Genomic DNA, 23,097 nt, shown 5'->3' with positions numbered 1-23,097 from the left:
ATAGTTAATACTTACATTATACGAACATATGTTCTGCTTTGTAAAGTGAAATATCGATTTTATATAAAAATATGCTAGAACTTTAAAAATGTCCCAGCATAAAATGATATATTATTAAACTCGTGTTAATTTATTTATCAGTCTGTACATATATAATATGTTCTTTAGCTACATTAATAACATGATCTGGTGTTTCGAGTAAAATATGTTGAAACCCATCTTTAAGTAATTCTTCAACTTTAAATAAATTATTATGAACAGTCATAATATATACATTTTTATTGGCTTTTAAACCTTTTTTTATTGCCGTGCTAAATTCCATCAAAGTTCACTCCTTTTCTAATTAACGATTATTGTATCATAAAATAAATATTGCTAATATACTATGATTGAGTTGGTACCAAAAGGGTAAAGTAATATATGAAAGATATTTATAGGAGGTAATTTTCATGGATGATCAAGTATACCAAAAAATATGGACGAAACTTAAAGATGAAATTGATTTAAATATTGTCGAACTTAAACAAACAGAAGTGGAAAAAGAGTCTCCAGGTTTAGAAAAAGCTAGAAAAATGATGGCACATTTAGAAGATGAATTTATAAAAAAATAATATTTATTTAATAACAATCAAAATAAATCAAAAACATTCAAAAACATCAAAATTTGATATTTCATTCTACTAAAAAATAACGATTTGTATTTAAAAGTGATAATTTACATGATTTGCCTCTAGTATAGGGCTTAGATATTTTGTAGTATTTATATATTAAGTTTTTTTGGAGGCAATTATGTTTTTCGATAAAAAAATATTAGTATTTGAAGATTTAGAGAACAAATACAATGAAGAAGAAGCTCAAAATATATTTTTAAAACATTCAATTGATTATGATTTTATCACAGTTAGTAGTCAGTCTATTATGTTAGGCGGATTGAAATATCAATCTAATGATAGTAGATCTCAATTTATTCGTGAATTTAATCAATATTTAGGTAACTAAATTTAATATTCATTACCAATAGAGAAGATAACACTCTTGGTGATTTTGTAGAGGCTGGGACATAAATACATGTCTCAGCCTCTTTAATTATAATGGCAGTAGCTGACTGGATTGAAAATGCGCTTATATCAAGCTTTTTCCAACCCTAGTCATCCTTGCCGGGGTGGGACTACGAAATCTATTTATTAAAATGAGATTTATGTACCACTCCCTTTTATTTAATCTAACAAAATTGTCACATGATAAGAGATTTTGTTAGGTATAAATTGGGTATTAATAAATAGAATACTTTATAATAATAAGTGTAGTTAAAGGAGGGGTACAATGTTAGTTAATAAATGGATTTATATTGCTTTAGCAATCTTATTAGGAAACTTTGGCGTTCATAAATTTTACGCGCAAAAACCAGTTGTAGGATTATTACACTTAGCATTCTGTTGGACGGGAATTCCTCATATCATCGCGTTTATAAGCGCAGTTCTCGCATTATTGAGACCGTCTGATGAACATGGTAATATATACGCATAATAAAATAGAATAGGGCTTAATAGTCCTGTAAAATAAAAACAGCAAAATTCTTATATAAGAATTTTGCTGTTTTTATTTATATGTTGTTTATTCTTCCATATCCAAATAAAGTAATTTAACACGTTCTTTTAATACTTTGACTTCAATAGGTGTATTATATTGAATTTCTCCATCGATATCTAACCTAGCATCTGGATCTGTTTTGAGATACGCGTCTTTACACGAAATGTGTGTAATACTGTCGCTAATTTCATTCCAATTCATACTATCTTTTACTTTGAAGAAATCATTTATAATACTAAAATTATGATTTTCAAAAACGAATATGTTCATATTGCCATCGTTTGGAGATAAGTCTTCTAATGGAATTCTATTGCCGCCTACATGTTGGCCGTTAGCAATTAATATCATAGATGTTTCACCTCTATATTCTTTTTCATCAGCTATTAGATGATAATCATATATTTGCGGATTAGAAACAGTTTTTAATGTTGAAAATACATAGCTAAATTTACCTAGTAGTTCTTTTTGATTAGATTGTACATTTTCAGCATTTTGAACCATAAGTCCAATACCTGTAAAGTTTAGAGCATACACGCCGTTTACACTTAGAACATCAAAGGATTTAATTTGACTGTTCAATAAGTCTTCAGAAGCTTGCATAGGTTTTTGTGATAAGTTTAATGTCTTAGTGAAATCATTAAATGTACCGCCAGGAAGTACACCTATAGGTAGTTGAATGTTATTTTCAACTACACCATTTACAAGTTCATTTAAAGTACCATCTCCGCCTAAAATAAATAACACATCATAAGGTGTAGCATAATTATTGTTACTTATTTCTTTGCAAAATGATTTAATGTCTCCTTCTTCTTTACTTAATTTAATTGTTAAATCATCACAGAATTTTGTTAAGTTTTCTGTTATTTGACCAAGCTCTTGGTGTACATCGCCTTGGCCAGAAGCTTTATGATAAAACAATATTCCCTTATGAAAATGTTGTGTCATATGAGTAATGCCTCCTGAAATATTTTTTATTACCATACCATGTATGAGATAAGATATACAGTTTCAAGTTTTATACTTTTATATGTTAAAATGATAAAAAGAAATAAAAAGGGGAGAATATAAATGGCCTCACAAAATGATTATATCAATTATTCTATGGATAAAAGAGAAAAACCATTATTAGGTGTTGTTGTTCATAATGATGCGAGTGAATTAAATGCTAATGAATGGCGAGAAGTATTAAAAGACGCACCGGAAGATAGATATATTCAAGGTATTGCTCATTATTACATTGATCGTAATTACCAATGGCAAGCAATTGATACAGAAAATATTGCTTGGCATACAGCAAACGAAGTAGGTAACGAACAATATATAGGGTACGAGGTACTGGAATCACTTTCGAGCTCAGATGAAGAATTTTTAATAAATGAGCAAGAAACATTCAGAGTCATAGCAGCAGATATGACTGATTATAATTTAATGCCCAATAGAGATACAGTGAGATTACATTTAGAATTTAGTGAAACTGAGTGCCCTCATCGTTCATTAGAAATGCATACTAACTGGCGTACAACAGTAGATGGCATACCTGATGATTGGATTATTAATGAAATGAAAGACTATTTTATAGAACAAATTAAGCAGTACATGTTGAATTAAATTATATATTTTACTAAAAAAGCGTTAAGTCATTTAGATGACTTAACGCTTTTTTAAAATTCTTATTGTGCATATTGTTGTTGAATTTCTACTAATGCATTATAGAATAATTCAGGTTGTTCAGGTCCATTATAAGTACCTTTTTCTAAAGCATTTAATGAAGCTTTTTCAGGATTAGTTAGACCGCCGTTATATTCTTGTCTCCATTCAGCATTGATAGAATTAAGGTATGGGTTTACACCAGACTCATTATATATTTGCTGAGCTTGTTCTGCACCTAAAGCTGATACAGTTTCGTTATTATTTAAGTTGTTGTTATTCATAGAATTACTTTCATCAGCTTGCTGTTGATTATCGTTCGATTGTGCTGAACTATTTTCATTTGTAGCGTTCTCATTTGCTTCACTGTTAGAAGCTGAGTTATCACTATTATTTGATTCATTAGATGATGAACTATCTCCAGATGTGTTTGAATCTGAGTTTTCAGCGCTATTAGATGATGAATTAGAATCTTCTGTATTTGAGTCATCTGAATTAGAATCAGAAGATGTAGAAGAGCTATCATCAGAGGAATCTTTATCGCTACTGTTAGCCTTACTATCAGAGCTCTTATCTTCAGAGCCACTTGCTGAATCTTTACTAGAGTCTTTCTCAGAATCTTTTTTGTCACTTGATTTAGAGCTATCATCAGATTTTGAACTTGAAGACTCTTTTTCAGATGATGAATCTTCTTTACTATCGCTGCCATTACCGCATGCAGCTAAAAATAGAAAAGAAGATAAAAGTAATATTAAAAATTTCTTCATAAAATACACTCCTTTATTTTGATAATGAGATTGACACTTATGTATCAATATTCTTTAAATACCACAATAATTTTGAATAAAACCCAATTAATTTTAAATTATTTTAAATTTTTCAACATCGTTATTAATATTAGTTAAACAATATTTACAAATAATCAATACAACGAAATATCGACCTATTTAATTTTAAAAATTTTTGATTTTTCTAACAAATCGGTATAATACAAATATGAAGAAGTTATTAAGGAGGAAGATTTATGAGTAGTAAAACAATTGGGTTCGTAGGTACAGGCGTCATGGGAAAATCAATGGCTGGCCATTTAATTGATAAAGGTTATGAAGTGAATGTATATAACAGAACTAAGTCTAAAGCAGATGATTTAGTTGAAAAAGGCGCAACTTGGTGTGACACGATAGCTACGCTTTCTGAAAAAAGTGACATTATAATATCTATAGTGGGATATCCAAAAGATGTTGAGTCAATTTATTTAAGTCAAGATGGTATTTTAAATCATGCCAAAGCAAATAGTATTGTGATTGATATGACGACATCAAGCCCTGCTTTAGCTCACGACATTTATGAAAAAGCAAAAGAACGAAATATTAAAAGTTTAGATGCACCAGTTTCTGGTGGAGATGTAGGCGCAAAAAATGCTGCGTTGACGATTATGGTAGGTGGAGATCAAGAAGCCTATAATCAAGTGGAAGATATATTTAATTTGCTAGGTAAAAATGTAGTATATCAAGGTAAAAGCGGAAATGGTCAACATACGAAATTATCAAATCAAATAGCTATTGCTGCAGGTATGTTAGGAGTAGCAGAAGCAATTATTTATGCTGAAGAAGCAGGATTAGATATTGATAAAGTATTTAATTCCATTGAACATGGAGCAGCAGGAAGTTGGTCTTTATCTAATCTTGGTCCTAGAATGGTAAAAGAAGATTATGCACCAGGCTTTTACGTAAAGCACTTTATTAAAGATATGAAATTAGCAATTGAAGAAAGTGAGAAGATGGGATTATATATGCCAGGTTTGCTAAAAGCAAAAGAAGTTTATGATGCTTTAAGCGAAGCAGGATACGATGATAACGGAACACAGGCAGTAATACAACTATTGAAAAATCATATTAAAAAGAGGTAATTGAAATGGAACTAAATGAATACCAAAAATTATCAAAAAGAACAATGTCAAATATTCATAAGGACCCGACTCAAAGTTTAATTAATGGTGCATTAGGATTAACAGGTGAAGCGGGCGAAGTAGCAGATGTAATCAAAAAACATGTATTCCATGGTCATGAATTAGATAAGACAGCGCTGAAAAAAGAATTAGGCGATGTTATGTGGTACATATCGTGTTGTGCTACAGCACTCAATATTGAAATGGATGAAATAGGGCAGAGTAATATCGAAAAATTACAAAAAAGATATCCAAATGGATTTAGTGAAGAAAATTCACGAAATCGTAAAGAATAAATTATTTCTTACCTATTGGATAAAGATTCCAAATCTGTTAAAATGAAAGTAATTGAAAACGCTTTCTTTGGAGGTTGAAAATGGAATCTAACGAACAATATTTAACATTAGAAGAATTGAAAAATATTATGTCTGACTATCCTTTGCAATATATTGTTTGTGGAGAACTTGCTGTAGATTTATTTTTGAATGAGTGTACACATATAAAAGAAATAATTGGTATCACAATAAGTCGAGAAGAAATGGACGAATTAAATGCTTACTTTAGAAAGCGTAATTATCAATTTGTTGTGAAGACACCATTAAATGAATATGAGCATATCTCAGAAAATGAACTGTCAGATTACAGTAAATACTTTATTTATGATCCGGTAACAAATGCGAAGATAATTAAAGTATATATTTACGAAACAAAAGATGAAAAGTGGCAATTTAGTCATGATCATAATATTGAAATTGATGATTACAAAATATACTTTCATAGCTTAGAATATGACGTGAAATATTTAAGGCCAGAAATACAAATGATGTATAAGTTGTATCATGAATTAAGACAAGATGATATTTATAAATATCAAAAGCTAATACAGCATTTAAGTTATTATCAATTTTTTATGCTCAGAAAAGTTATCGGTGCAGATAAGCTCAATCACATTATATTAGCCGAAACATAGTAAATAATAATGATCCTGGGACATAAATCCCTTATTCAAAAAATACTCCTAATCCATTAATTCTAAATAACAATGGATTAGGAGTATTCATTTATACTCGGACTCTTTTGCGATTTTGAAAGTCGGAGGTATGACTCGAGTCTATAGTGGACGTCAGCACATTATAAAATGATAGGTACATTCGTTCTAACGTGCTTGTTAAAAAAGTCTAGCTCATTAGAAAATGTAACGTGCAAGTGATAAATATCTAGCACGTTAGGAGTCTGTATCACATGTATTTAAAGTAAAATGGTATATAAATCATAGAAAATATAGTTCTAACGTGCTTGTTAGAAAAGTTTAGCTCATTAGAAAATGTAACGTGCAAGTGATAAATATCTAGCACGTTAGGAGTCTGTATCACATGTATTTAAAGTAAAATGACATATAAATCATAGAAAATATAGTTCTAACGTGCTTGTTAGAAAAGTCTAGCTCATTAGAAAATGTAACGTGCAAGTGATAAATATCTAGCACGTTAGAGCTTTTATATTTCTTTTACTGAATATAAAAAATCAAGCTGAGCCAATTTCATTTGGCTTAGCTTGATTGTTAAATAACTTCAGTTGGTTGTTTCGTAAAGTACTCATCATAAATAGCTTGAACGGCTATATCAGAATAATGTTCATCGATACCAAACATCATAGATATTTCTGAAGAACCTTGGTTAATCATGTTTAAGTTTATTTTGTTTTTGCTCAATGCATTTGTTGCACTTGCAGCTGTTCCAATTGCTCGATTCATACCTTCTCCAACTATCATCAATATCGCTAAATCATAGTCGATTGTCAGTTCATCAACTTGAATTTGATTTCTTATTTTATTAAGTACATTTTGTTCTTTACCACTTATTTGTGTTGTTCTCATGATGATACTTAAGTTATCTATACCTGAAGGAATATGTTCGATAGAGATATTTTCTTCTTCTAATATGCTTAACACACGTCTTGTGAATCCAACTTCTCTGTTCATTAAGTATTTTTTAATATTGATAATCGTAAATCCTTTGTCACAACTTACGCCTGAGACGATTTGTGACAGACTAGATATGTCACGTTCACTTACGATAAATGTTCCTTTGTCATGAGGTTTGTTAGTATTTTTAATCACAACAGGAATTCTATCTTTATATAATGGTTCTAGAGCTTCATCATGGAAAACTCCGAATCCAGCATATGATAGTTCCCGCATTTCTCGATATGTGATTTCAGGTATGATTTCAGGTTGAGATACAACAGTAGGATTAGCTCTAAATATACCGGACACATCTGTAAAGTTTTCATATAAGCTAGCTTCAATGCCTCTCGCTAAAATTGCTCCAGTAATATCTGAACCGCCTCTAGGGAAAGTTACAATATCTCCATTTTCTGAATAGCCAAAAAAACCTGGGACGATAAGTGTTTCTTCATATTCACGTAATTTATGAATTTTTTCGTATGAAGATTCTAATATCATAGCGTTACCGGGTTCATCAGTAACGATAATTCCAGCGTCTTTTGGAGATAAATATCGAGTAGGGAAACCTAAATCATTATTGTATTGTGCGATGATTTGAGCGTTAAAGTCTTCACCACAACTTTTTAATGCGTCTAATAATCGTTTAGGTTTATCTTCGTAAGTATCAATTAAGCAATTTAAGTCATTTTTTAATTGTTCTAAAATGATTTCATCCATTTCTAGTTCTACTACGATTTCTTGATAACGTTCAATGATTTGTTGGAATTTATGTGTGTAGTCTAGCTTATTTATAATTTTTTCATACAAACGTATAAGTAAGTCAGTTGTTTTTACATCTTCTTTAAAACGTTTACCGGGTGCTGATACTACGACAATTTTCCTTTCAACGTCACTATTAATAATGTCTAATACTTTTTTGATTTGTGTGCTATTAGCAACGGAACTTCCGCCGAATTTTGAAACTTTCATTTTATCAGTCCTTTTACTGGGGGTATTGTTATTGTACTACTTTACAAAGCTTGGAATAGTGTTAATATTACTATTAATTCAAATAATTCAAACTTTACAAAAATCTTTAATGAATTTATACTATAATAAAGTTGAGTCTATTTCAAGTAGACATTTGTATTTTTTACAAGAACAATATATTAAGGTGAGTGAGGAAATGAAAGTATTAAATGTAGCAGTATTAGGACTCGGTACGGTAGGTACAGGAGTTGTGAAGATTATTGAAGAAAATAAAGAGCAAATAGAAGACACAATCGGAAAGTCTATACATATTAAACATATACTTGTTAGCTCTATTGGAAAGAAAAGAGCGATTAATACTTCAAGATATCATTTAACTGAAAATATTGATGATATTTTAAACGATGATGAATTAGATATAGTTGTTGAAGTTATGGGTGGCATTGAACCAACTGTAGAATGGCTTAAATCATTCTTATCTAAAGGTATTCATGTTATTACAGCAAATAAAGATTTATTGGCTGTTCACTTAAGAGTATTAGAAGATTTAGCAGAAAAAAATAAAGTAGCGTTAAAATATGAAGCAAGTGTTGCCGGTGGTATCCCAATTGTTAACGCAATTAATAATGGTTTAAACGCGAACAATATTAATCAATTTATGGGTATTTTTAACGGAACATCAAACTTTATCCTTAGCCAAATGACACGAGAAGGTAAATCTTATGAAGAAGCACTACAACTTGCAACAGATTTAGGTTATGCAGAAGCAGATCCTACTGATGATGTTGAAGGCGTAGACGCAGCTCGTAAAGTAGTTATTACGAGCTATTTATCATTCAATAGAGTTATTTCATTAGAAGATGTAGAAAGAATAGGTATTTCGAATGTCGAAATTGAAGACATAAAAGTAGCTGAAAAATTAGGTTATAAAATTAAACTTATAGGCCAAGGTAAATTCGAAGATGGTCAAGTTGTAGCAAGCGTAAAACCGACTTTATTACCGAACAGCCATCAAATGTCTCATGTAGAAGACGAGTATAATGCTATTTACGTTATTGGTGATGCAGTAGGAGATACTATGTTCTATGGTAAAGGTGCAGGCAGTTTAGCAACTGGAAGTGCAGTTGTATCAGACTTATTGAATGTTTCGCTACAGTTTGAATCAGACTTACACACATTGCCACCACACTTTGAACTAAAAACTGAGGCAACTAAAGAGATTGTAGAAGATGATGTCGTGAAATTCCCTCTGAAAAATAGTCACTTTATCATTGTAGAAAGTAATAAAGATGAAGATCAATTAAGAGAAGATATTAAATCAATAATAGATTTCCATAGAAGTGTTAAAGTAGAACAAAGAACTGAAAATACTTATGGCATTGTTATTAGAGGTATAGATGAATTACCAACTGAAAAACTTAAAGAAAATGGGTTAAATATTTTAAAATATTATCCAATCGAAGGAGACCAATAGTATGGGAAGATGGCAAGGACTTATTCATAAATATAAAGAATATTTACCAGTAAATGAAAATACACCAGAATTAACATTAAATGAAGGTAATACACCATTAATTCATTTACCTTATTTATCAGAGCAATTAAACATTAATCTATATGCTAAATTCGAAGGCTTGAATCCAACTGGCTCATTTAAAGACAGAGGTATGGTTATGGCCGTTGCTAAGGCTAAAGAAGAAGGTAAGAAAATTGTTATTTGTGCTTCTACTGGAAATACATCTGCTTCAGCTGCTGCGTATGCAGCAAGAGCTGGTATGAAAGCGATCGTTGTAATACCTGAAGGCAAAATAGCTTTAGGTAAGCTAGCACAAGCAGTTATGTATGGTGCAGAAATCGTTTCAATTAAAGGAAACTTTGACGAAGCTTTAAATATCGTAAAAAAGGTTGCGGAAAAAGGCGAAATTGCTTTAGTTAACTCGGTTAATCCATATAGAATTGAAGGTCAAAAAACAAGTGCGTTTGAAATCGTAGAACAGTTAGATGGTAAAGCGCCAGATACTTTTGCTATTCCAGTTGGAAACGCGGGAAATATCACTGCATATTGGAAAGGTTTCAAAGAATTTGATAATTTGAATCAATCTGGATTACCGGTAATGTGTGGTTTCCAAGCAGAGGGTGCTTCACCGATAGTTCAAGGTAAAGTTGTTAAAAATCCTGAAACTGTCGCTACTGCTATCAGAATTGGAAATCCTGCAAGTTGGAAAATGGCAGAAGAGGCGAGAGATGAGTCAAATGGTTTGATTGATAGTGTTACAGATGAAGAAATTTTAAAAGCTTATAAATTAATGACTAGTAAAGAAGGCGTGTTTAGCGAACCAGCAAGTAACGCATCAATTGCAGGTTTATTGAAATTACATGAACAAGGAAAATTAAAACCAAATCAAACTGTAGTTGCCATATTAACTGGTAATGGATTGAAAGATCCAGATACAGCAATTGATTTATTGGATTCACCAATCACACCACTAGAGAATGACGAACAATCTATTATTGATTATATCGAGAGTGCTTTACGATGAAGAAATTACAACTCAAAGTACCAGCATCAACAGCAAATTTAGGAGTTGGGTTTGATTCTATAGGGATGGCTTTAGATAAATACTTAGAAGTTGAAGCAAGCGTATCAGTAGATCAACAATGGCACTTTGAGCACATTGGACCTCATTTAACAGGATTACCTGAAGATGAAACACATTATATTACTCAAATTGCACAACAAGCAGCAAATAAATTCAATCAAAAAGTACCTCCACTTCGATTGAAAATGTATAGTGATATACCATTAGCAAGAGGTTTAGGAAGTTCCGCTTCAGCATTAGTAACAGGTCTCTTTTTGGCGAACCATTTTGCAAACTTAAAACTATCTAAATATGAATTGCTTCAATTGGCAACAGAAATCGAAGGACATCCTGATAATGTTGCACCGACTATATATGGTGGCTTAGTCTTAGGTGTTTATGATCCAGAAGAAAACCAAACCGATGTATCTTATATTGATATTCCAAAAGTGGATGTCATAGCGACGATACCGTCTTATGAATTATCTACCGAAAAAGCTAGAAAAGTATTACCAGAGAATTTAGCATTAAAAGATGCGGTAAAATATAGTGCAATTAGTAATACGATGATTAGTGCTTTAATTCAACATAATTATGAACTAGCTGGAAAAATGATGATGAAAGATGGTTTTCATGAGCCGTATAGACAATATTTAATTCCAGACTTTGAAGATATTAAGACAATAGCATTAGAACACGGCGCTTATGCCACAGTTATTAGTGGTGCGGGCCCAACAGTATTAACACTTATTAAAAAAGAACTCAGTGGTAAATTAGTGCGTACATTACAAGAAAAATTTAAAGATTGTGAGTCAGAGCTTGTAACAATTAATAGATTTGGCGTAAAACAAACAACAATTAATTTATAAAATAAAGATGATGCTTACATTCTTCTTATGGTAGAATGTAAGCATCATTGCATTTAAGGAGATAGTTATGACATATAAATACATAGTTATGGATATGGATGATACATTGTTAACTTCAGAAAATAAAATTAGTGAAGAAACACATGCATATTTATTAAAAAAACAACAAGAAGGCATGAAAATTATACTTGCTTCTGGTAGACCAACAGCAGGTATGACAAAGCATGCAGAATCTTTAAATTTGAAACAAAATGGTGGATATATTGTAAGTTATAATGGTGCAATTATTACAGATACAGCAACAAATGAAGTTGTATTTAAACAGACGATAGATAAAGAAAATGCACATAAAATTATAGATTTTTGTAGAGAAAATAATTTCTTCAGTTTAACATATATCAATGATGAAATCGTTTATGATTCTACACATGAATATATGAATATTGAAAGTGAATTAACAGGCTTGCCGATGGTATCGGTATCAGATTTAAAAGAAGTCATTACTGAAGATGTACCTAAAGTTATGGGGGTAGATTACGAAGAAAATATCTCAAAAGCTAATCAGTCTCTAAATGGACAATTTAACGATCATATTTCTTCAACTACAAGTAAGCCTTATTTCTTAGAGTTTATGAATAATGAAGTATCTAAAGGAAAATCACTTCAAAAGCTTTTTGAAAAAATAGAAGCGGATTTTTCAGAAGTTATTGCATTCGGAGATAGTTTAAATGACTCAGATATGTTAGAGAAAGCAGCTATTGGTGTTGCTATGGGTAATGCTAATGATACGATTAAAGAACTTGCAGACGTTGTAACTGATGACCATGATAATAATGGTATCGTGACAGCTTTAGAAAAATTACTTAAGTCATAAGAATAATTAAAAGCCGTGAAGTAGGATGGAATATCCATACTTCACGGCTTTTTTATGTCTAATAAAGTCTATCCTCGTTAAAAGCAATAGAAGTCATTTCAATAACTAAAATTGATTTTGCACCTAGTATTTTCAACTGTTGAACTAAATCATCTATTTCTGTTTTGTGTCTCAATCTCTCAACTAATACAATGATTTGATCATATTGATCTATTTCTAAGTTATATAAATAATGAGTGATTGATCTCTCTAAAGGAGACATGAAGCTAATTTTTTTGTTTGAATGGTTCAGTGTACTTGAATCAAAATTAAAACGTGTTGTACCTTGAACTTTTACTTCCTTCCCAGGTAAATATCTAGCAATTTGCAGAGGTACATATAGAAATTCTCCAATACCGATAATCATTTTAGATGAATCATCTAATAAATCACCGAGTAACTCGCCCATACGTTGGAATAATTCTTCAGAAATTTGTTGTTCTCTACCGTTTAAAGTAAATCTACCTGTTGAAATAAAGTATGGATTATCATGGATTGTTCCATTACGTAACATATTTTGAGCTTTAACGATAAAGTAATCATTTATAATATGTCTTAACGAATAATATTGTACTTTTGTTTCATGGTGGTTATTTTTTAATAGTTCATTATGAGTAAGTTGATGCGTAACATTTTGTATATCTTGGACTTCTACATCGAAAGACATTAATGAAATGATATTAATCTTGATATTTAAAGATTTTTCCAAACTAGAAAATGATTCTTTAACACTTTGTGATCTTAAATCGATAGGTGTTAATACCGTAAACATTTGTCTAGATGGATATTTTTTATGAATTTTCATAATTAGATTAATTACTGAATGACCATTTAACAAATGGTTATCTATAATGGCAATCCTCTCATCATTATCAAAAAAGTCTTTATCTTTAGTATAGAAAAACAGTCTTTCTTGTGTATCAACAATATCACTATGATCAAGTAAAGGTGGGTGAGATATCACTTTATCTCTTGTAGAAGCCAAGAACATAACATCATCTTCAAATAAACTAAATATAGAATGTCCGAGATTAACTGCACGCTCACTCAACCCTAAAAATCGAGTAGGTGGGTAATGTCCAAGTTTGTTCGTTTCTACTAAATTTAATGCTTGAATCATCTTACCTCTGTTTTGACTATTAATAGCACTTGCAACAGTCTCCATCCTTTCATCAGTTTCACCGGTTAAGGCTTCATGATATAAAAATCCTAATAATAAACCGACTAATAATGGATGTTCTGGATACAATGCTCTTGAATATCCTAAACAGGGAGATACAGGGATATAAGGAAACTCTGAATGTTCTTCTTGGGTCATGGCTAGCATTTCATCTATTTCGAACTGAAATCGATTATCTATTACTTTAACCTCTACTTGCTTTTCGTTATCTAGAGGGAAAACTTTACTCTGTTGAGACATGAAATAACTCCTTTATTTGCTCGTATGCGTCCATTCACGACTAAATTTTTTTCTTTTTATATGTGCATAAACTTGATCGGCAGCATAATCTTGATTTGTATAAACTGTAATATCATAGAAAACTTGATTTTCTTCAAAAGGTTCATTTAAGTATAAATCTTTTAAATGATCGAATAAGGACTGCATTTGTTCTCTTGTCAAACTCGTATATTCTCTTAAAGTCTTTTTTATGAGTTGAGAATCAGAATCAAATGCACTTTGCACCACAATAACAAAGCGTTCATCTTGTTTAAGTACATCATCAAATAAATTAGTTTGTCCAGTCATTGTTTCACCTTCTTAATGAGTTATTAATTATTTATGTTTATTATACTATATATAATGGAATAAGAAAAAGTTACAATTGTTTTTGTATAAAAAAATACTACCAACAATGTATTTGTATTGTTGGTAGTATTAACTCATTATTTATCATAGTTGTGTTTTGATAAATCGATATCTTCTAATTTAATAACTTTAGTTTTTGTTATGAATTTATGGATGAAATAAACAACAACGCCAAGTATGATAGGTAAGAATGATTCAATTAAAATTGGGATATTTAAATTGATGATACTATCAAATGATTGTCCAATTAGTAAGAATGCAATAACTGAAATAACAATAATAGGGCCTAAAGGATATAAAGGTGCTTTATATTCTAAAGTTTCAGTTTCTGATTTACCTTGTTTTCGTATAGCCATTCTTAAACGAACGTGACTGATGATGCTCATTAACCAAACTAATGTAACAAGTGCACCAAGCATATTTAATAATCTATAGTAACCGTCAGCATTTAAAGTTGCATATACGATTGATAAGAATATTAAAACGATTGTGACACATAGTGATACAAATGGCATGTTATGTTTATTTAATTTACTAAATACTTTTGGTGCTTGTTTATGTTTTGATAAAGAATAAAGTAAACGACTTGTAGCATATAATCCTGAATTACCAGCTGATATTAAAGCAGTTAGTATGACAGCATTAATAATAGAAGCGGCAAATGCGATACCAACTCTATCAAATACAATTGTAAAAGGACTTTGTGTTACTGTATTATCTTTGTTTAATAACAATGGATCTGTATAAGGTATTATTGCTGCTATTACTGCAATTGCTAGAATATAGAATAATAATATTCTCCAGAACACTTGTCTAATAGCTTTAGGCATAGATTCTTTAGGATTTTCAGACTCACCAGCAGTAACTGCAACAACTTCAGTACCACCAAAGCTGAATCCAGCAACAAGTAATACGCCTAAGAAACCAGATATACCATTAACAAAAGGTGCTTCTTTGTATGTGTAGTTCGTTAGACCTAAAGGCTCATTACCACCTAAAATACCAAAGATGATTAGCACACCGACAATTAAGAAGATGATTATTGTTGCAACTTTGATAAAACTTAACCAATATTCAGCTTCACCAAATGCTTTAACAGTAAATATATTTAATAAGAACAATATAACTATAAAAATCATACTCCATACAAATGGATCAATACTGTCAAATATATTCCAATATGTAATAATTTTAGCAGCTGTTAATATATCCACACTAGACACTAGTGCCCAAATAATCCAATATAACCAACCAACTGTAAAACCTGCAGAAGGGTCTATGAATCTACTAGAATAAGCACTAAACGATCCTGAAACTGGATAAAATGTAGCAAGCTCTCCAATAGCAGTCATTAAGAAATATAACATCACACCTATAATTGCATATGCTATTAACGCACCGGCAGGACCAGCTTGTGTAATGACAGCACCACTAGCCATAAATAGACCTGTACCGATAGAACCACCGATAGCTATCATTGAAATGTGTCTAGTCTTTAAACCACGTTTCATTTCTTCCATATAAATCACCATACTTTCTACTTCACTATTAACTTATTTTAAATATAAGTAATATTTTATTATCTATTCAGAAAATAAGCAATGAAAATTTTATTACATAAATGCTTTAAAGCATTAAATTAAAGAAATAATAAAAAAGTCACTCCAAATTAATGAAGTGACTTTTAATGTCGTATATCTTATTATAAATAAGAAATTATTTTGTTTCGCGATGTAAAGTATGACGACCTAATCTTGGACTATATTTTTTTAATTCAATACGTTCTGGATTTGTACGTTTATTTTTAGTAGAAATATAGTTTCTGTCGCCTGTTTCAGTACATGCTAACGTGATATTTACACGCATGTTCATCAGCCTTTCTGTATAGTAATCATTACGTTTTATAATAATATCATAAAATATAATGCTTAGCAATAGAATTACTCTATGAAATAGGGACATCAGATTGTTATAATAAAATAAATATAAATAAGGAGATTTTTATGAAAAATAAATCGAAAATAGCTATAGTATTATGTGTTACTGTCTTATTTCTAGCAGCTTGTGGATCTAAATCAACCAGTAATGATAAATTAAAAATTTATGCGACAAACTTTCCTTACGAGAGTTTTACTAAACAAATAGGTGGAGAATATGTAGATGTTGAGTCTATCTATCCAAGTGGTACTGATTTACATAATTACGAACCCACTCAAAAAGAAATGTTAAATATCGCAAAAAGTGATTTATTTGTATATTCTTCAGATGAGTTGGATCCAGTAGCTAAAAAAATTAGCTCTACAATAAAACAAGGCGACCACAAATTACAAACTATTCCTAATTTAGAGGAAAGTGAAATATTAGAACACCATCATGAAGATGGAGAAGAACATGAGCATGAACATGATGCAACACATAATGAAGAAAATGAACATGACCCGCATATATGGCTTGATCCAATTGCCAATAAAGAAGCGGCTAAATCTATTAAAGATAAATTAGTTAAAATAGATGCATCGCACAAAGAAACTTATGAAAAGAATTACAAGAAGCTAATAACAGATATCGATAAAATCGATAAAGAAATGAAAGAAATCACAAAAGATACGAAGCGAGATACTGTATTTATTTCTCATGACTCTCTTGGATATTTAGCAAATCGTTATCATTTTAAACAAACAGGTGTAACTGGAATGAATAATGAAGAACCTAGTCAAAAAGAACTTCTAAATATCATAAAAGAGATTAATAAATCAAAATCTCCATATATATTATATGAACAAAATGTAAGTTCTAAAGTAACAGATATTATAAAGAAAGATACTGATAGTAAACCACTTAAGTTTCATAATTTAGAAGTATTAACTAAAGAAGAAGCAAAAGATAAAAACATCACATATCAATCTTTAATGGAAGAAAATATCAAGAATTTAGATAAAGCTCTTAATAATTAATAAATATAATCTTATTTCGTTTACTTTTTCATGTTAACCATGTATAGTAACTAATGGATTATTATTAATAGTTTTGAAAGAGGTCATTGATATGAAAATTTTTGATTATGAAGACGTACAATTAATACCAAACAAATGTATAGTAGAAAGTCGCTCTGAATGTGATACTACTGTTAAATTTGGGCCGAAAACATTTAAATTACCAGTTGTACCTGCTAATATGCAAACAGTGATGAATGAAGAACTAGCTGAATGGTTTGCTAGTAATGATTATTTTTATATCATGCATCGCTTTGATGAAAAAGCACGTATTCCATTTATTAAAAAAATGCAAAGTAAAAACTTATTTGCATCTATCTCAGTAGGTGTTAAAAAAGATGAGTATGATTTTATAGAAGAATTAGCAAATGAAAATTTAATTCCTGAATATATGACAATAGATATTGCACACGGTCACTCTGAGCAAGTTATTAGAATGATTAAGCACATTAAACAACATATTCCAGAAACATTTGTAATTGCTGGTAATGTTGGAACGCCAGAAGGTGTTCGTGAACTAGAAAATGCTGGAGCAGATGCAACTAAAGTTGGTATCGGGCCTGGTAGAGTCTGTATAACAAAAATTAAAACTGGATTTGGAACTGGTGGCTGGCAATTAGCTGCTATTAACCATTGTAGTAAAGCTGCAAGAAAACCAATTATTGCTGATGGTGGAATCAGAACAAATGGTGATATTGCAAAATCAATTAGATTTGGTGCTAGTATGGTTATGGTAGGTTCACTATTTGCTGCACACGAAGAATCTCCAGGTGAAACTGTTGAACTTGAAGGCAAATTATACAAAGAATACTTTGGAAGTGCTTCAGAATTCCAAAAAGGTGAGCGTAAAAACGTAGAAGGTAAAAAAATGTTTGTCGAGCATAAAGGATCATTAAAAGATACTTTAATTGAAATCGAACAAGATTTACAAAGTTCTATCTCGTATGCAGGTGGCAAAGACTTACAATCTATCACTAAAGTAGACTATGTGATTGTACGAAATTCAATATTCAACGGTGACCGCGACTAAAAATAGGCGAGGTGGACTACTTGAAAAAAGTATTTTACTTATTCATATTGTTATTGATTATAACCTTAATCAAGCCAGTCCCTGAATCAGATTTATCTAAACAAATTCAACAAAAAGTGATGAATGTTCAACAAGGACTTGAAGATGAACAAACTACTAAGAAAGTTGAACTAAAGACGCCGAAAGAACAAGAATTTGCGATTAATAATATTCAAATCAATCAAACGAAAAGCGAAGTTGAAAAGAAACTTGGCAAACCAAAACGGGTAACCGTTAATGAATATAATGAGAAATGGCATGCATATCATGACCAATACAATGGATTTGTAATGGTCAGTTATGATGATGACAAAGTAACAGGATTATATACAAACCAAGACTTAATAACATCTCAAAAAGGTATAACGAGTAAAATGAAAAAGAATAAAGTTCGTTCAATTCTCGGTGAACCTTTAGATGAGATTCAAAAAGATAAAGTTAAGTTAGTTCAAAATGATCCTGATTATGATGTTTTCAAATTTGATAACATTTATACGACCATATTTTATGATAAGCATCAAGACAATCAAATTAAAGGAATAATGCAAGTAGCTTCGTCAACTGAAGATAAGCGTACAAATCAGTACCATACTGCTTCAGATGAATATAAGCGTGCATTAGAACTTCAAAATTTTGATATAGTCAATGCAGAGCGCGTTCAATTTGATTTACCGACATTATCTTATAATGAAAATGTAAGTCATACTGCTCGTAAGCATAGTACAGATATGGTGGATAACGATTATTTTGATCATACGAATAAACAAGGTTTATCTCCATTTGATAGATTAGACAATGATGGTTTTGATTATGTAACTGCAGGTGAAAACTTAGCATATGGTCAAATAAGCAGTGTTTATGCCCATCATGGACTAATGAACTCATTGGGACACAGAAAGAACATTTTAAATAAAGATTATAAAGAGTTAGGAGTAGGTGTCGATATTGGCGAAGATTTACAGCCTTATTGGACTGAAAACTATATTACTCAACAGTAGAAAATAGATAAGCAAAGTGCATTGTCTAAACAACTTTGATATAATAACGATATAAAAATTATTTCATATTTCCTTAAATGTTTTACACATGTTGTTTCTAATAATTTGATTGGTGGAATAACATATAAAGGGGAAGTTTAACATGGAAAATAAAGAAATAAATAATAAAGATATTGACGTTTTAGATCGTGTCAAAGAATTATTAAATAAAAAAGATGTTTCATAAAAAGATTTTTATAATAAAAATAAAAGCTCAAATAATCAAATAAAGGGAATATGATATAAAAAAAGCTGTGATGCACTTGCATCACAGCTTTTTTACATTTCTCTAAACAATCCTACTACTTTACCTAAGACACTTACATTGTCTAAGTAAATTGGTTCCATTGTACTGTTCTCAGGTTGAAGTCTATAACGTGATTCTTCTTTGTAGAAGCGTTTAACGGTAGCTTCATCATCTTCAGTCATCGCGACGATGATATCCCCATTCTCAGCAATTGTTTGGCTTCGCACGATTACTTTATCTCCATCAAGAATACCTGCTTCTATCATACTGTCTCCAATAACATCTAATATAAAGATATTGCTATTATGTGTTGATGTAAAGTGAGCAGGTAGCGGGAAATATTCTTCAACGTTCTCAACTGCTGTAATAGGTATACCAGCAGTTACTTTACCTATGACGGGAACATGAATGGTGTTCTCTTGGTTAATGTTCTCTCCTACAGTCTCGGTAATCTCGATTGCACGAGGTTTAGTAGGGTCACGTTTAATATATCCCTTTTCTTCTAATCTAGATAAATGGCCATGTACAGTGGAACTTGAAGCAAGTCCGACAGCTAAACCAATTTCACGAACACTAGGCGGGTAACCTTTTGTTTGTACTATATGTTTAATGAATTGATATATTTCAGATTGACGTTTAGTTAATTCTTTCATAGTCGCACGCTCCTAATATTGATTTAAATTTATTATAGCACATACGTTTCCTTCGAACAAACATTTGTTCGTATTTTCATTGACTACGAACAGTTGTTCTGTTAATATAAAAATACAAACAAACGTTCTAGGAGGAAGTAGTTATGACAGTAACAATTAAGAAGACAGTTTTAGTATATTTAGCAGTGTTCTTGATGACTCTATTAATAGGATATTTATACTTAGCTCAGTCTAATGCTGTTTATTCAACAGAACAGACGTACGAAATGACTGATCACAAAATCAAACAACAAGATAACCAACAACCAAATAATATAGATGCAGAACCAAATCATATAAGTAAATCTAAAGCTATGGTAGGTTCGATAGATTAATCGTTAAAATATGAGCAAATCCATTTGGATTTGCTCGTTTTTTTTGTTATCTTTTAATTAAATGGAAAGTGGTGATAAAATGTTAAGTAAAGAAAAGATTGAAAGAATTAATGAGCTAGCAAATAAAAAGAAAACAAGTGGACTTTCTGAACAAGAAGCAAAAGAACAAACAAAACTTCGTGCAGAATATTTACAAGCTTTTAGAGGTAACTTTAAAGATACGATTGAAAGCACAAAAGTTATCGATCCAGAAGGTAAAGATGTAACACCTGAAAAATTAAAAGAAATCCAAAAGAAAAATAATATAAGAAATTAGTTAAAATGAGTAATAATAATTAATATTCCGAATATTATGATGTATAATGATAATGGATAACAGAATAAAGGAGACTATAATATATGTTTAATGAAAAAGATCAACTAGCAGTAGATTCAATCCGTGCATTAAGTATCGATGCTATCGAAGCAGCTAACTCAGGACATCCTGGATTACCAATGGGTGCTGCACCAATGGCATATACTTTATGGACAAAGCATTTAAACTTTAATCCACAATCAAAAAACTATTTTAATAGAGACCGCTTTGTATTATCTGCAGGTCACGGTTCAGCGTTACTATATAGTTTATTACATCTTTCTGGTAGCTTAGAACTTGAAGAAGTAAAAAACTTTAGACAATGGGATTCAAAAACACCTGGACACCCAGAGTTTAATCATACAGATGGTGTAGAAGTTACAACTGGACCTCTTGGACAAGGATTTGCAATGAGTGTTGGTATGGCTATGGCTGAAAAACACTTAGCAGGCAAATTCAACCAAGATAATTATGAAGTTGTTGATCACTACACATATGTTTTAGCTAGTGATGGTGACTTAATGGAGGGTATCTCTCACGAGGCAGCTTCATTAGCAGGTCATTTAAACCTTGATAAATTAATCACTTTATACGACTCTAACGATATTTCATTAGATGGTGATTTAGATAAAGCTTTCTCAGAAAATGTTAAAAATAGATTCGAATCTTACGGTTGGAGTTACATCTTAGTTGAAGACGGTAATGACTTAGAAGCTATTGATAAAGCTATAACTGAGGCTAAATCATTAGAAGGTCCTACGTTAATTGAAGTAAAAACTGTAATCGGTTACGGAGCTCCTAACAAAGCAGGTACAAACGGTGCTCACGGTGCGCCACTTGGTGAAGAAGAACGTGAATTGGCATTGAAAGCATACGGTTTAGATCCATCTAAACGTTTCAACGTACCTCAAGAAGTATATGATATTTTCAGCAATACAATGTTAACTCGTGCAAATGAGCATGAAACAAAATGGAATGAATTAGTTGAAGAGTATGCTAAAGCTAACCCAGAATTAGGCGAAGCATTCAAACAAGCAATTTCTAATGAACTTCCAGAAGACTATGCTAAAGACTTACCTGTATATGAAGCTGGAAACAGTAGTGCTACACGTGCTGATTCAGGTGATATCATTCAAGCATTAAGTAAATCTGTACCAGCATTCTTTGGTGGTTCAGCAGATTTAGCGTCATCTAACAAATCAAACGTTAAAGATGAGCCAGACTTTAATGATGAAACACCAGAAGGACGTAACATTTGGTTTGGTGTTCGTGAATTCGGTATGGCAGCAGCAGTAAATGGTATGGCAGCGCATGGCGGTGTTAAACCTTATGGTGCGACATTCTTCGTATTCAGTGACTACTTAAAACCAGCACTTCGTCTATCAGCTATCATGGGTGTTCCTTCAACATTTGTATTTACGCATGATTCAATTGCTGTTGGGGAAGATGGTCCTACACATGAACCAGTTGAACAATTATCAGGTTTAAGAGCTATTCCAAACTTAAATGTTATTCGTCCAGCAGATGGAAATGAAACAAGAGTTGCTTGGAAAATTGCTTTAGAATCTAAATCAACACCTACAGCATTAGTATTAACGCGTCAAAACTTAACAGCTTTAGATGTTAAAGAAGCTGAAGTAGAAGAAGGCGTTCGTAAAGGTGGATATATTGTTTACCGTTCTGAAATAGAACCTGAATATCTATTATTAGCTTCTGGTTCTGAAGTATCTCTAGCAGTAGATGCAGCTAAAGATATTGAAGCTCAAGGTAAAGGCGTTCAAGTTGTATCATTACCAAACTGGCATGCATTTGATCAACAAGACCCTGAATATAAAGCTACTGTTTTACCTCCAACATTAAGAAAACGTGTTGCAATCGAAATGGCATCATCATTAGGTTGGCACAAATATGTTGGCATAGAAGGTAAAGTAATTAGTATTGATAGATTCGGTGCTAGTGCGCCTGGAGACTTAGTAGTTGAAAAATACGGTTTCACTAAAGAAAACGTATTAAACACAGTATTAAGTTTCTAATTTAAACTGAACAGTCCGAGACATATATAAATGTCTTGGACTGTTTTA

General features: G+C 31.2%; 26 protein-coding genes. 17 read left to right on the top strand and 9 right to left on the bottom strand.

The annotated features are described in order from the left end of the window. Positions 1–130: 130 nt before the first annotated feature. Positions 131–322, bottom strand: a complete 192-nt coding sequence (locus tag ACNMOQ_RS07930; RefSeq protein ID WP_017000446.1) for a hypothetical protein — start codon at positions 320–322, stop codon at positions 131–133. Positions 323–449: 127 nt separating this feature from the next. Here ACNMOQ_RS07930 and ACNMOQ_RS07925 point away from each other — a divergent pair, with 127 nt between their 5' ends. The 3 genes from ACNMOQ_RS07925 to ACNMOQ_RS07915 all read left to right on the top strand — a co-directional run bounded on the left by ACNMOQ_RS07925 (position 450) and on the right by ACNMOQ_RS07915 (position 1,527). Further along, on the top strand, positions 450–611 hold the full coding sequence (locus ACNMOQ_RS07925) for a hypothetical protein (RefSeq protein ID WP_017000445.1): 162 nt from the start codon (positions 450–452) through the stop codon (positions 609–611). A 178-nt stretch (positions 612–789) separates the two neighbouring features. Continuing rightward, positions 790–999 carry a hypothetical protein gene (locus ACNMOQ_RS07920; protein ID WP_017000444.1) on the top strand — a complete coding sequence of 70 codons (210 nt, stop codon included), beginning with the start codon at positions 790–792 and terminating at the stop codon, positions 997–999. Between the two features lie 324 nt (positions 1,000–1,323). Then, on the top strand, positions 1,324–1,527 hold the full coding sequence (locus tag ACNMOQ_RS07915) for a TM2 domain-containing protein (RefSeq protein WP_017001237.1): 204 nt from the start codon (positions 1,324–1,326) through the stop codon (positions 1,525–1,527). A gap of 87 nt (positions 1,528–1,614) precedes the next feature. Here ACNMOQ_RS07915 and ACNMOQ_RS07910 read toward each other — a convergent pair whose 3' ends face one another. Continuing rightward, positions 1,615–2,535 (bottom strand): diacylglycerol/lipid kinase family protein, encoded by a 921-nt coding sequence (locus ACNMOQ_RS07910; RefSeq protein ID WP_182093905.1) that lies wholly within the window; start codon positions 2,533–2,535, stop codon positions 1,615–1,617. A 123-nt stretch (positions 2,536–2,658) separates the two neighbouring features. Here ACNMOQ_RS07910 and ACNMOQ_RS07905 point away from each other — a divergent pair, with 123 nt between their 5' ends. Beyond that, complete coding sequence (locus ACNMOQ_RS07905; RefSeq protein ID WP_239706256.1) at positions 2,659–3,198, top strand: N-acetylmuramoyl-L-alanine amidase; 540 nt, start codon at positions 2,659–2,661, stop codon at positions 3,196–3,198. Positions 3,199–3,260: 62 nt separating this feature from the next. Here ACNMOQ_RS07905 and ACNMOQ_RS07900 read toward each other — a convergent pair whose 3' ends face one another. Further along, positions 3,261–4,004, bottom strand: a complete 744-nt coding sequence (locus ACNMOQ_RS07900; RefSeq protein WP_064205382.1) for a hypothetical protein — start codon at positions 4,002–4,004, stop codon at positions 3,261–3,263. Positions 4,005–4,261: 257 nt separating this feature from the next. On the opposite strand from ACNMOQ_RS07900, the gene ACNMOQ_RS07895 reads away from it, so the two are divergent. The 3 genes from ACNMOQ_RS07895 (at position 4,262) to ACNMOQ_RS07885 (ending at position 6,155) form a co-directional block, all read left to right on the top strand. Next, positions 4,262–5,146, top strand: coding sequence for an NAD(P)-dependent oxidoreductase (locus ACNMOQ_RS07895; protein ID WP_064205383.1), 885 nt, complete (start codon positions 4,262–4,264; stop codon positions 5,144–5,146). Between the two features lie 5 nt (positions 5,147–5,151). Next, positions 5,152–5,481, top strand: coding sequence for a nucleoside triphosphate pyrophosphohydrolase family protein (locus tag ACNMOQ_RS07890; RefSeq protein ID WP_016999612.1), 330 nt, complete (start codon positions 5,152–5,154; stop codon positions 5,479–5,481). Between the two features lie 80 nt (positions 5,482–5,561). Next, a complete protein-coding gene (locus ACNMOQ_RS07885; protein WP_194200757.1) occupies positions 5,562–6,155 on the top strand; it encodes a hypothetical protein in 594 nt (197 codons plus the stop codon). Positions 6,156–6,746: 591 nt separating this feature from the next. On the opposite strand, the gene ACNMOQ_RS07880 is transcribed toward ACNMOQ_RS07885, so the two are convergent. Next, positions 6,747–8,120 carry an aspartate kinase gene (locus ACNMOQ_RS07880; protein WP_416349656.1) on the bottom strand — a complete coding sequence of 458 codons (1,374 nt, stop codon included), beginning with the start codon at positions 8,118–8,120 and terminating at the stop codon, positions 6,747–6,749. A gap of 196 nt (positions 8,121–8,316) precedes the next feature. Between ACNMOQ_RS07880 and ACNMOQ_RS07875 the strand changes: the two genes are divergently transcribed. The 4 genes from ACNMOQ_RS07875 (at position 8,317) to ACNMOQ_RS07860 (ending at position 12,442) form a co-directional block, all read left to right on the top strand. After that, positions 8,317–9,594 carry a homoserine dehydrogenase gene (locus ACNMOQ_RS07875; protein WP_026023654.1) on the top strand — a complete coding sequence of 426 codons (1,278 nt, stop codon included), beginning with the start codon at positions 8,317–8,319 and terminating at the stop codon, positions 9,592–9,594. A gap of 1 nt (position 9,595) precedes the next feature. Continuing rightward, entirely contained in the window at positions 9,596–10,660 is a 1,065-nt protein-coding gene (gene thrC, locus ACNMOQ_RS07870; protein WP_016999609.1) for a threonine synthase, read from the top strand. Further along, positions 10,657–11,568 carry a homoserine kinase gene (gene thrB, locus ACNMOQ_RS07865; protein ID WP_016999608.1) on the top strand — a complete coding sequence of 304 codons (912 nt, stop codon included), beginning with the start codon at positions 10,657–10,659 and terminating at the stop codon, positions 11,566–11,568. The genes thrC and thrB overlap by 4 nt, the downstream gene beginning before the upstream one ends. 67 nt (positions 11,569–11,635) lie before the next feature. After that, a complete protein-coding gene (locus ACNMOQ_RS07860; protein WP_416349655.1) occupies positions 11,636–12,442 on the top strand; it encodes a Cof-type HAD-IIB family hydrolase in 807 nt (268 codons plus the stop codon). A 58-nt stretch (positions 12,443–12,500) separates the two neighbouring features. Here the strand turns inward: ACNMOQ_RS07860 and ACNMOQ_RS07855 are convergent, their stop codons facing one another. From ACNMOQ_RS07855 to rpmG, 4 genes are all read right to left on the bottom strand, one after another. Then, a complete protein-coding gene (locus ACNMOQ_RS07855; protein ID WP_064204998.1) occupies positions 12,501–13,901 on the bottom strand; it encodes a phosphoribosyltransferase domain-containing protein in 1,401 nt (466 codons plus the stop codon). Positions 13,902–13,913: 12 nt separating this feature from the next. Then, the gene (locus tag ACNMOQ_RS07850; protein ID WP_016999604.1) at positions 13,914–14,228 is read right to left on the bottom strand and encodes a hypothetical protein; all 315 of its coding nucleotides are present in this window, start codon (positions 14,226–14,228) and stop codon (positions 13,914–13,916) included. A 137-nt stretch (positions 14,229–14,365) separates the two neighbouring features. Then, entirely contained in the window at positions 14,366–15,808 is a 1,443-nt protein-coding gene (locus ACNMOQ_RS07845; protein ID WP_016999603.1) for an amino acid permease, read from the bottom strand. A 196-nt stretch (positions 15,809–16,004) separates the two neighbouring features. Then, positions 16,005–16,154: a 50S ribosomal protein L33 gene (gene rpmG, locus ACNMOQ_RS07840; protein WP_026023653.1), complete on the bottom strand. Its 150-nt coding sequence runs from the start codon at positions 16,152–16,154 to the stop codon at positions 16,005–16,007. Positions 16,155–16,291: 137 nt separating this feature from the next. Here rpmG and ACNMOQ_RS07835 point away from each other — a divergent pair, with 137 nt between their 5' ends. The 3 genes from ACNMOQ_RS07835 (at position 16,292) to ACNMOQ_RS07825 (ending at position 19,348) form a co-directional block, all read left to right on the top strand. Then, positions 16,292–17,242: a metal ABC transporter solute-binding protein, Zn/Mn family gene (locus ACNMOQ_RS07835; protein WP_325868497.1), complete on the top strand. Its 951-nt coding sequence runs from the start codon at positions 16,292–16,294 to the stop codon at positions 17,240–17,242. Between the two features lie 91 nt (positions 17,243–17,333). Beyond that, complete coding sequence (guaC, locus tag ACNMOQ_RS07830; protein ID WP_064204995.1) at positions 17,334–18,311, top strand: GMP reductase; 978 nt, start codon at positions 17,334–17,336, stop codon at positions 18,309–18,311. Between the two features lie 20 nt (positions 18,312–18,331). Next, positions 18,332–19,348 (top strand): CAP domain-containing protein, encoded by a 1,017-nt coding sequence (locus ACNMOQ_RS07825; protein ID WP_064204994.1) that lies wholly within the window; start codon positions 18,332–18,334, stop codon positions 19,346–19,348. A 318-nt stretch (positions 19,349–19,666) separates the two neighbouring features. Here the strand turns inward: ACNMOQ_RS07825 and lexA are convergent, their stop codons facing one another. After that, the gene (gene lexA / locus ACNMOQ_RS07820; RefSeq protein ID WP_016999600.1) at positions 19,667–20,287 is read right to left on the bottom strand and encodes a transcriptional repressor LexA; all 621 of its coding nucleotides are present in this window, start codon (positions 20,285–20,287) and stop codon (positions 19,667–19,669) included. Positions 20,288–20,430: 143 nt separating this feature from the next. Between lexA and sosA the strand changes: the two genes are divergently transcribed. The 3 genes from sosA to tkt all read left to right on the top strand — a co-directional run bounded on the left by sosA (position 20,431) and on the right by tkt (position 23,049). Next, entirely contained in the window at positions 20,431–20,661 is a 231-nt protein-coding gene (sosA, locus tag ACNMOQ_RS07815; RefSeq protein WP_016999599.1) for a DNA damage-induced cell division inhibitor SosA, read from the top strand. Positions 20,662–20,740: 79 nt separating this feature from the next. Continuing rightward, positions 20,741–20,977 (top strand): DUF896 domain-containing protein, encoded by a 237-nt coding sequence (locus ACNMOQ_RS07810; protein WP_016999598.1) that lies wholly within the window; start codon positions 20,741–20,743, stop codon positions 20,975–20,977. Positions 20,978–21,060: 83 nt separating this feature from the next. Beyond that, entirely contained in the window at positions 21,061–23,049 is a 1,989-nt protein-coding gene (tkt, locus tag ACNMOQ_RS07805) for a transketolase (RefSeq protein ID WP_064204992.1), read from the top strand. The last annotated feature ends 48 nt before the right edge of the window (positions 23,050–23,097 follow it).

The sequence above is a fragment of the Mammaliicoccus lentus genome, assembly GCF_947036595.1.
GTDB classification, from domain to species: Bacteria; Bacillota; Bacilli; order Staphylococcales; family Staphylococcaceae; genus Mammaliicoccus; species Mammaliicoccus lentus.
Note: the sequence above shows the minus strand (reverse complement) of the source record. Positions and strands in the feature narration are given on the sequence as shown.

Coding starts and splice junctions, on each gene's coding strand:
- ACNMOQ_RS07905 (WP_239706256.1), top strand. CDS start 2,659: ATGGCCTCACAAAATGATTATATCAATTATTCTATGGATAAAAGAGAA.
- ACNMOQ_RS07835 (WP_325868497.1), top strand. CDS start 16,292: ATGAAAAATAAATCGAAAATAGCTATAGTATTATGTGTTACTGTCTTA.
- ACNMOQ_RS07895 (WP_064205383.1), top strand. CDS start 4,262: ATGAGTAGTAAAACAATTGGGTTCGTAGGTACAGGCGTCATGGGAAAA.
- ACNMOQ_RS07850 (WP_016999604.1), bottom strand. CDS start 14,228: ATGACTGGACAAACTAATTTATTTGATGATGTACTTAAACAAGATGAA.
- ACNMOQ_RS07890 (WP_016999612.1), top strand. CDS start 5,152: ATGGAACTAAATGAATACCAAAAATTATCAAAAAGAACAATGTCAAAT.
- ACNMOQ_RS07880 (WP_416349656.1), bottom strand. CDS start 8,120: ATGAAAGTTTCAAAATTCGGCGGAAGTTCCGTTGCTAATAGCACACAA.
- ACNMOQ_RS07810 (WP_016999598.1), top strand. CDS start 20,741: ATGTTAAGTAAAGAAAAGATTGAAAGAATTAATGAGCTAGCAAATAAA.
- thrB (WP_016999608.1), top strand. CDS start 10,657: ATGAAGAAATTACAACTCAAAGTACCAGCATCAACAGCAAATTTAGGA.
- tkt (WP_064204992.1), top strand. CDS start 21,061: ATGTTTAATGAAAAAGATCAACTAGCAGTAGATTCAATCCGTGCATTA.
- ACNMOQ_RS07855 (WP_064204998.1), bottom strand. CDS start 13,901: ATGTCTCAACAGAGTAAAGTTTTCCCTCTAGATAACGAAAAGCAAGTA.
- ACNMOQ_RS07925 (WP_017000445.1), top strand. CDS start 450: ATGGATGATCAAGTATACCAAAAAATATGGACGAAACTTAAAGATGAA.
- ACNMOQ_RS07915 (WP_017001237.1), top strand. CDS start 1,324: ATGTTAGTTAATAAATGGATTTATATTGCTTTAGCAATCTTATTAGGA.
- thrC (WP_016999609.1), top strand. CDS start 9,596: ATGGGAAGATGGCAAGGACTTATTCATAAATATAAAGAATATTTACCA.
- rpmG (WP_026023653.1), bottom strand. CDS start 16,154: ATGCGTGTAAATATCACGTTAGCATGTACTGAAACAGGCGACAGAAAC.
- ACNMOQ_RS07875 (WP_026023654.1), top strand. CDS start 8,317: ATGAAAGTATTAAATGTAGCAGTATTAGGACTCGGTACGGTAGGTACA.
- ACNMOQ_RS07920 (WP_017000444.1), top strand. CDS start 790: ATGTTTTTCGATAAAAAAATATTAGTATTTGAAGATTTAGAGAACAAA.
- lexA (WP_016999600.1), bottom strand. CDS start 20,287: ATGAAAGAATTAACTAAACGTCAATCTGAAATATATCAATTCATTAAA.
- ACNMOQ_RS07900 (WP_064205382.1), bottom strand. CDS start 4,004: ATGAAGAAATTTTTAATATTACTTTTATCTTCTTTTCTATTTTTAGCT.
- sosA (WP_016999599.1), top strand. CDS start 20,431: ATGACAGTAACAATTAAGAAGACAGTTTTAGTATATTTAGCAGTGTTC.
- ACNMOQ_RS07930 (WP_017000446.1), bottom strand. CDS start 322: ATGGAATTTAGCACGGCAATAAAAAAAGGTTTAAAAGCCAATAAAAAT.
- ACNMOQ_RS07845 (WP_016999603.1), bottom strand. CDS start 15,808: ATGGAAGAAATGAAACGTGGTTTAAAGACTAGACACATTTCAATGATA.
- ACNMOQ_RS07910 (WP_182093905.1), bottom strand. CDS start 2,535: ATGACACAACATTTTCATAAGGGAATATTGTTTTATCATAAAGCTTCT.
- ACNMOQ_RS07885 (WP_194200757.1), top strand. CDS start 5,562: ATGGAATCTAACGAACAATATTTAACATTAGAAGAATTGAAAAATATT.
- ACNMOQ_RS07860 (WP_416349655.1), top strand. CDS start 11,636: ATGACATATAAATACATAGTTATGGATATGGATGATACATTGTTAACT.
- guaC (WP_064204995.1), top strand. CDS start 17,334: ATGAAAATTTTTGATTATGAAGACGTACAATTAATACCAAACAAATGT.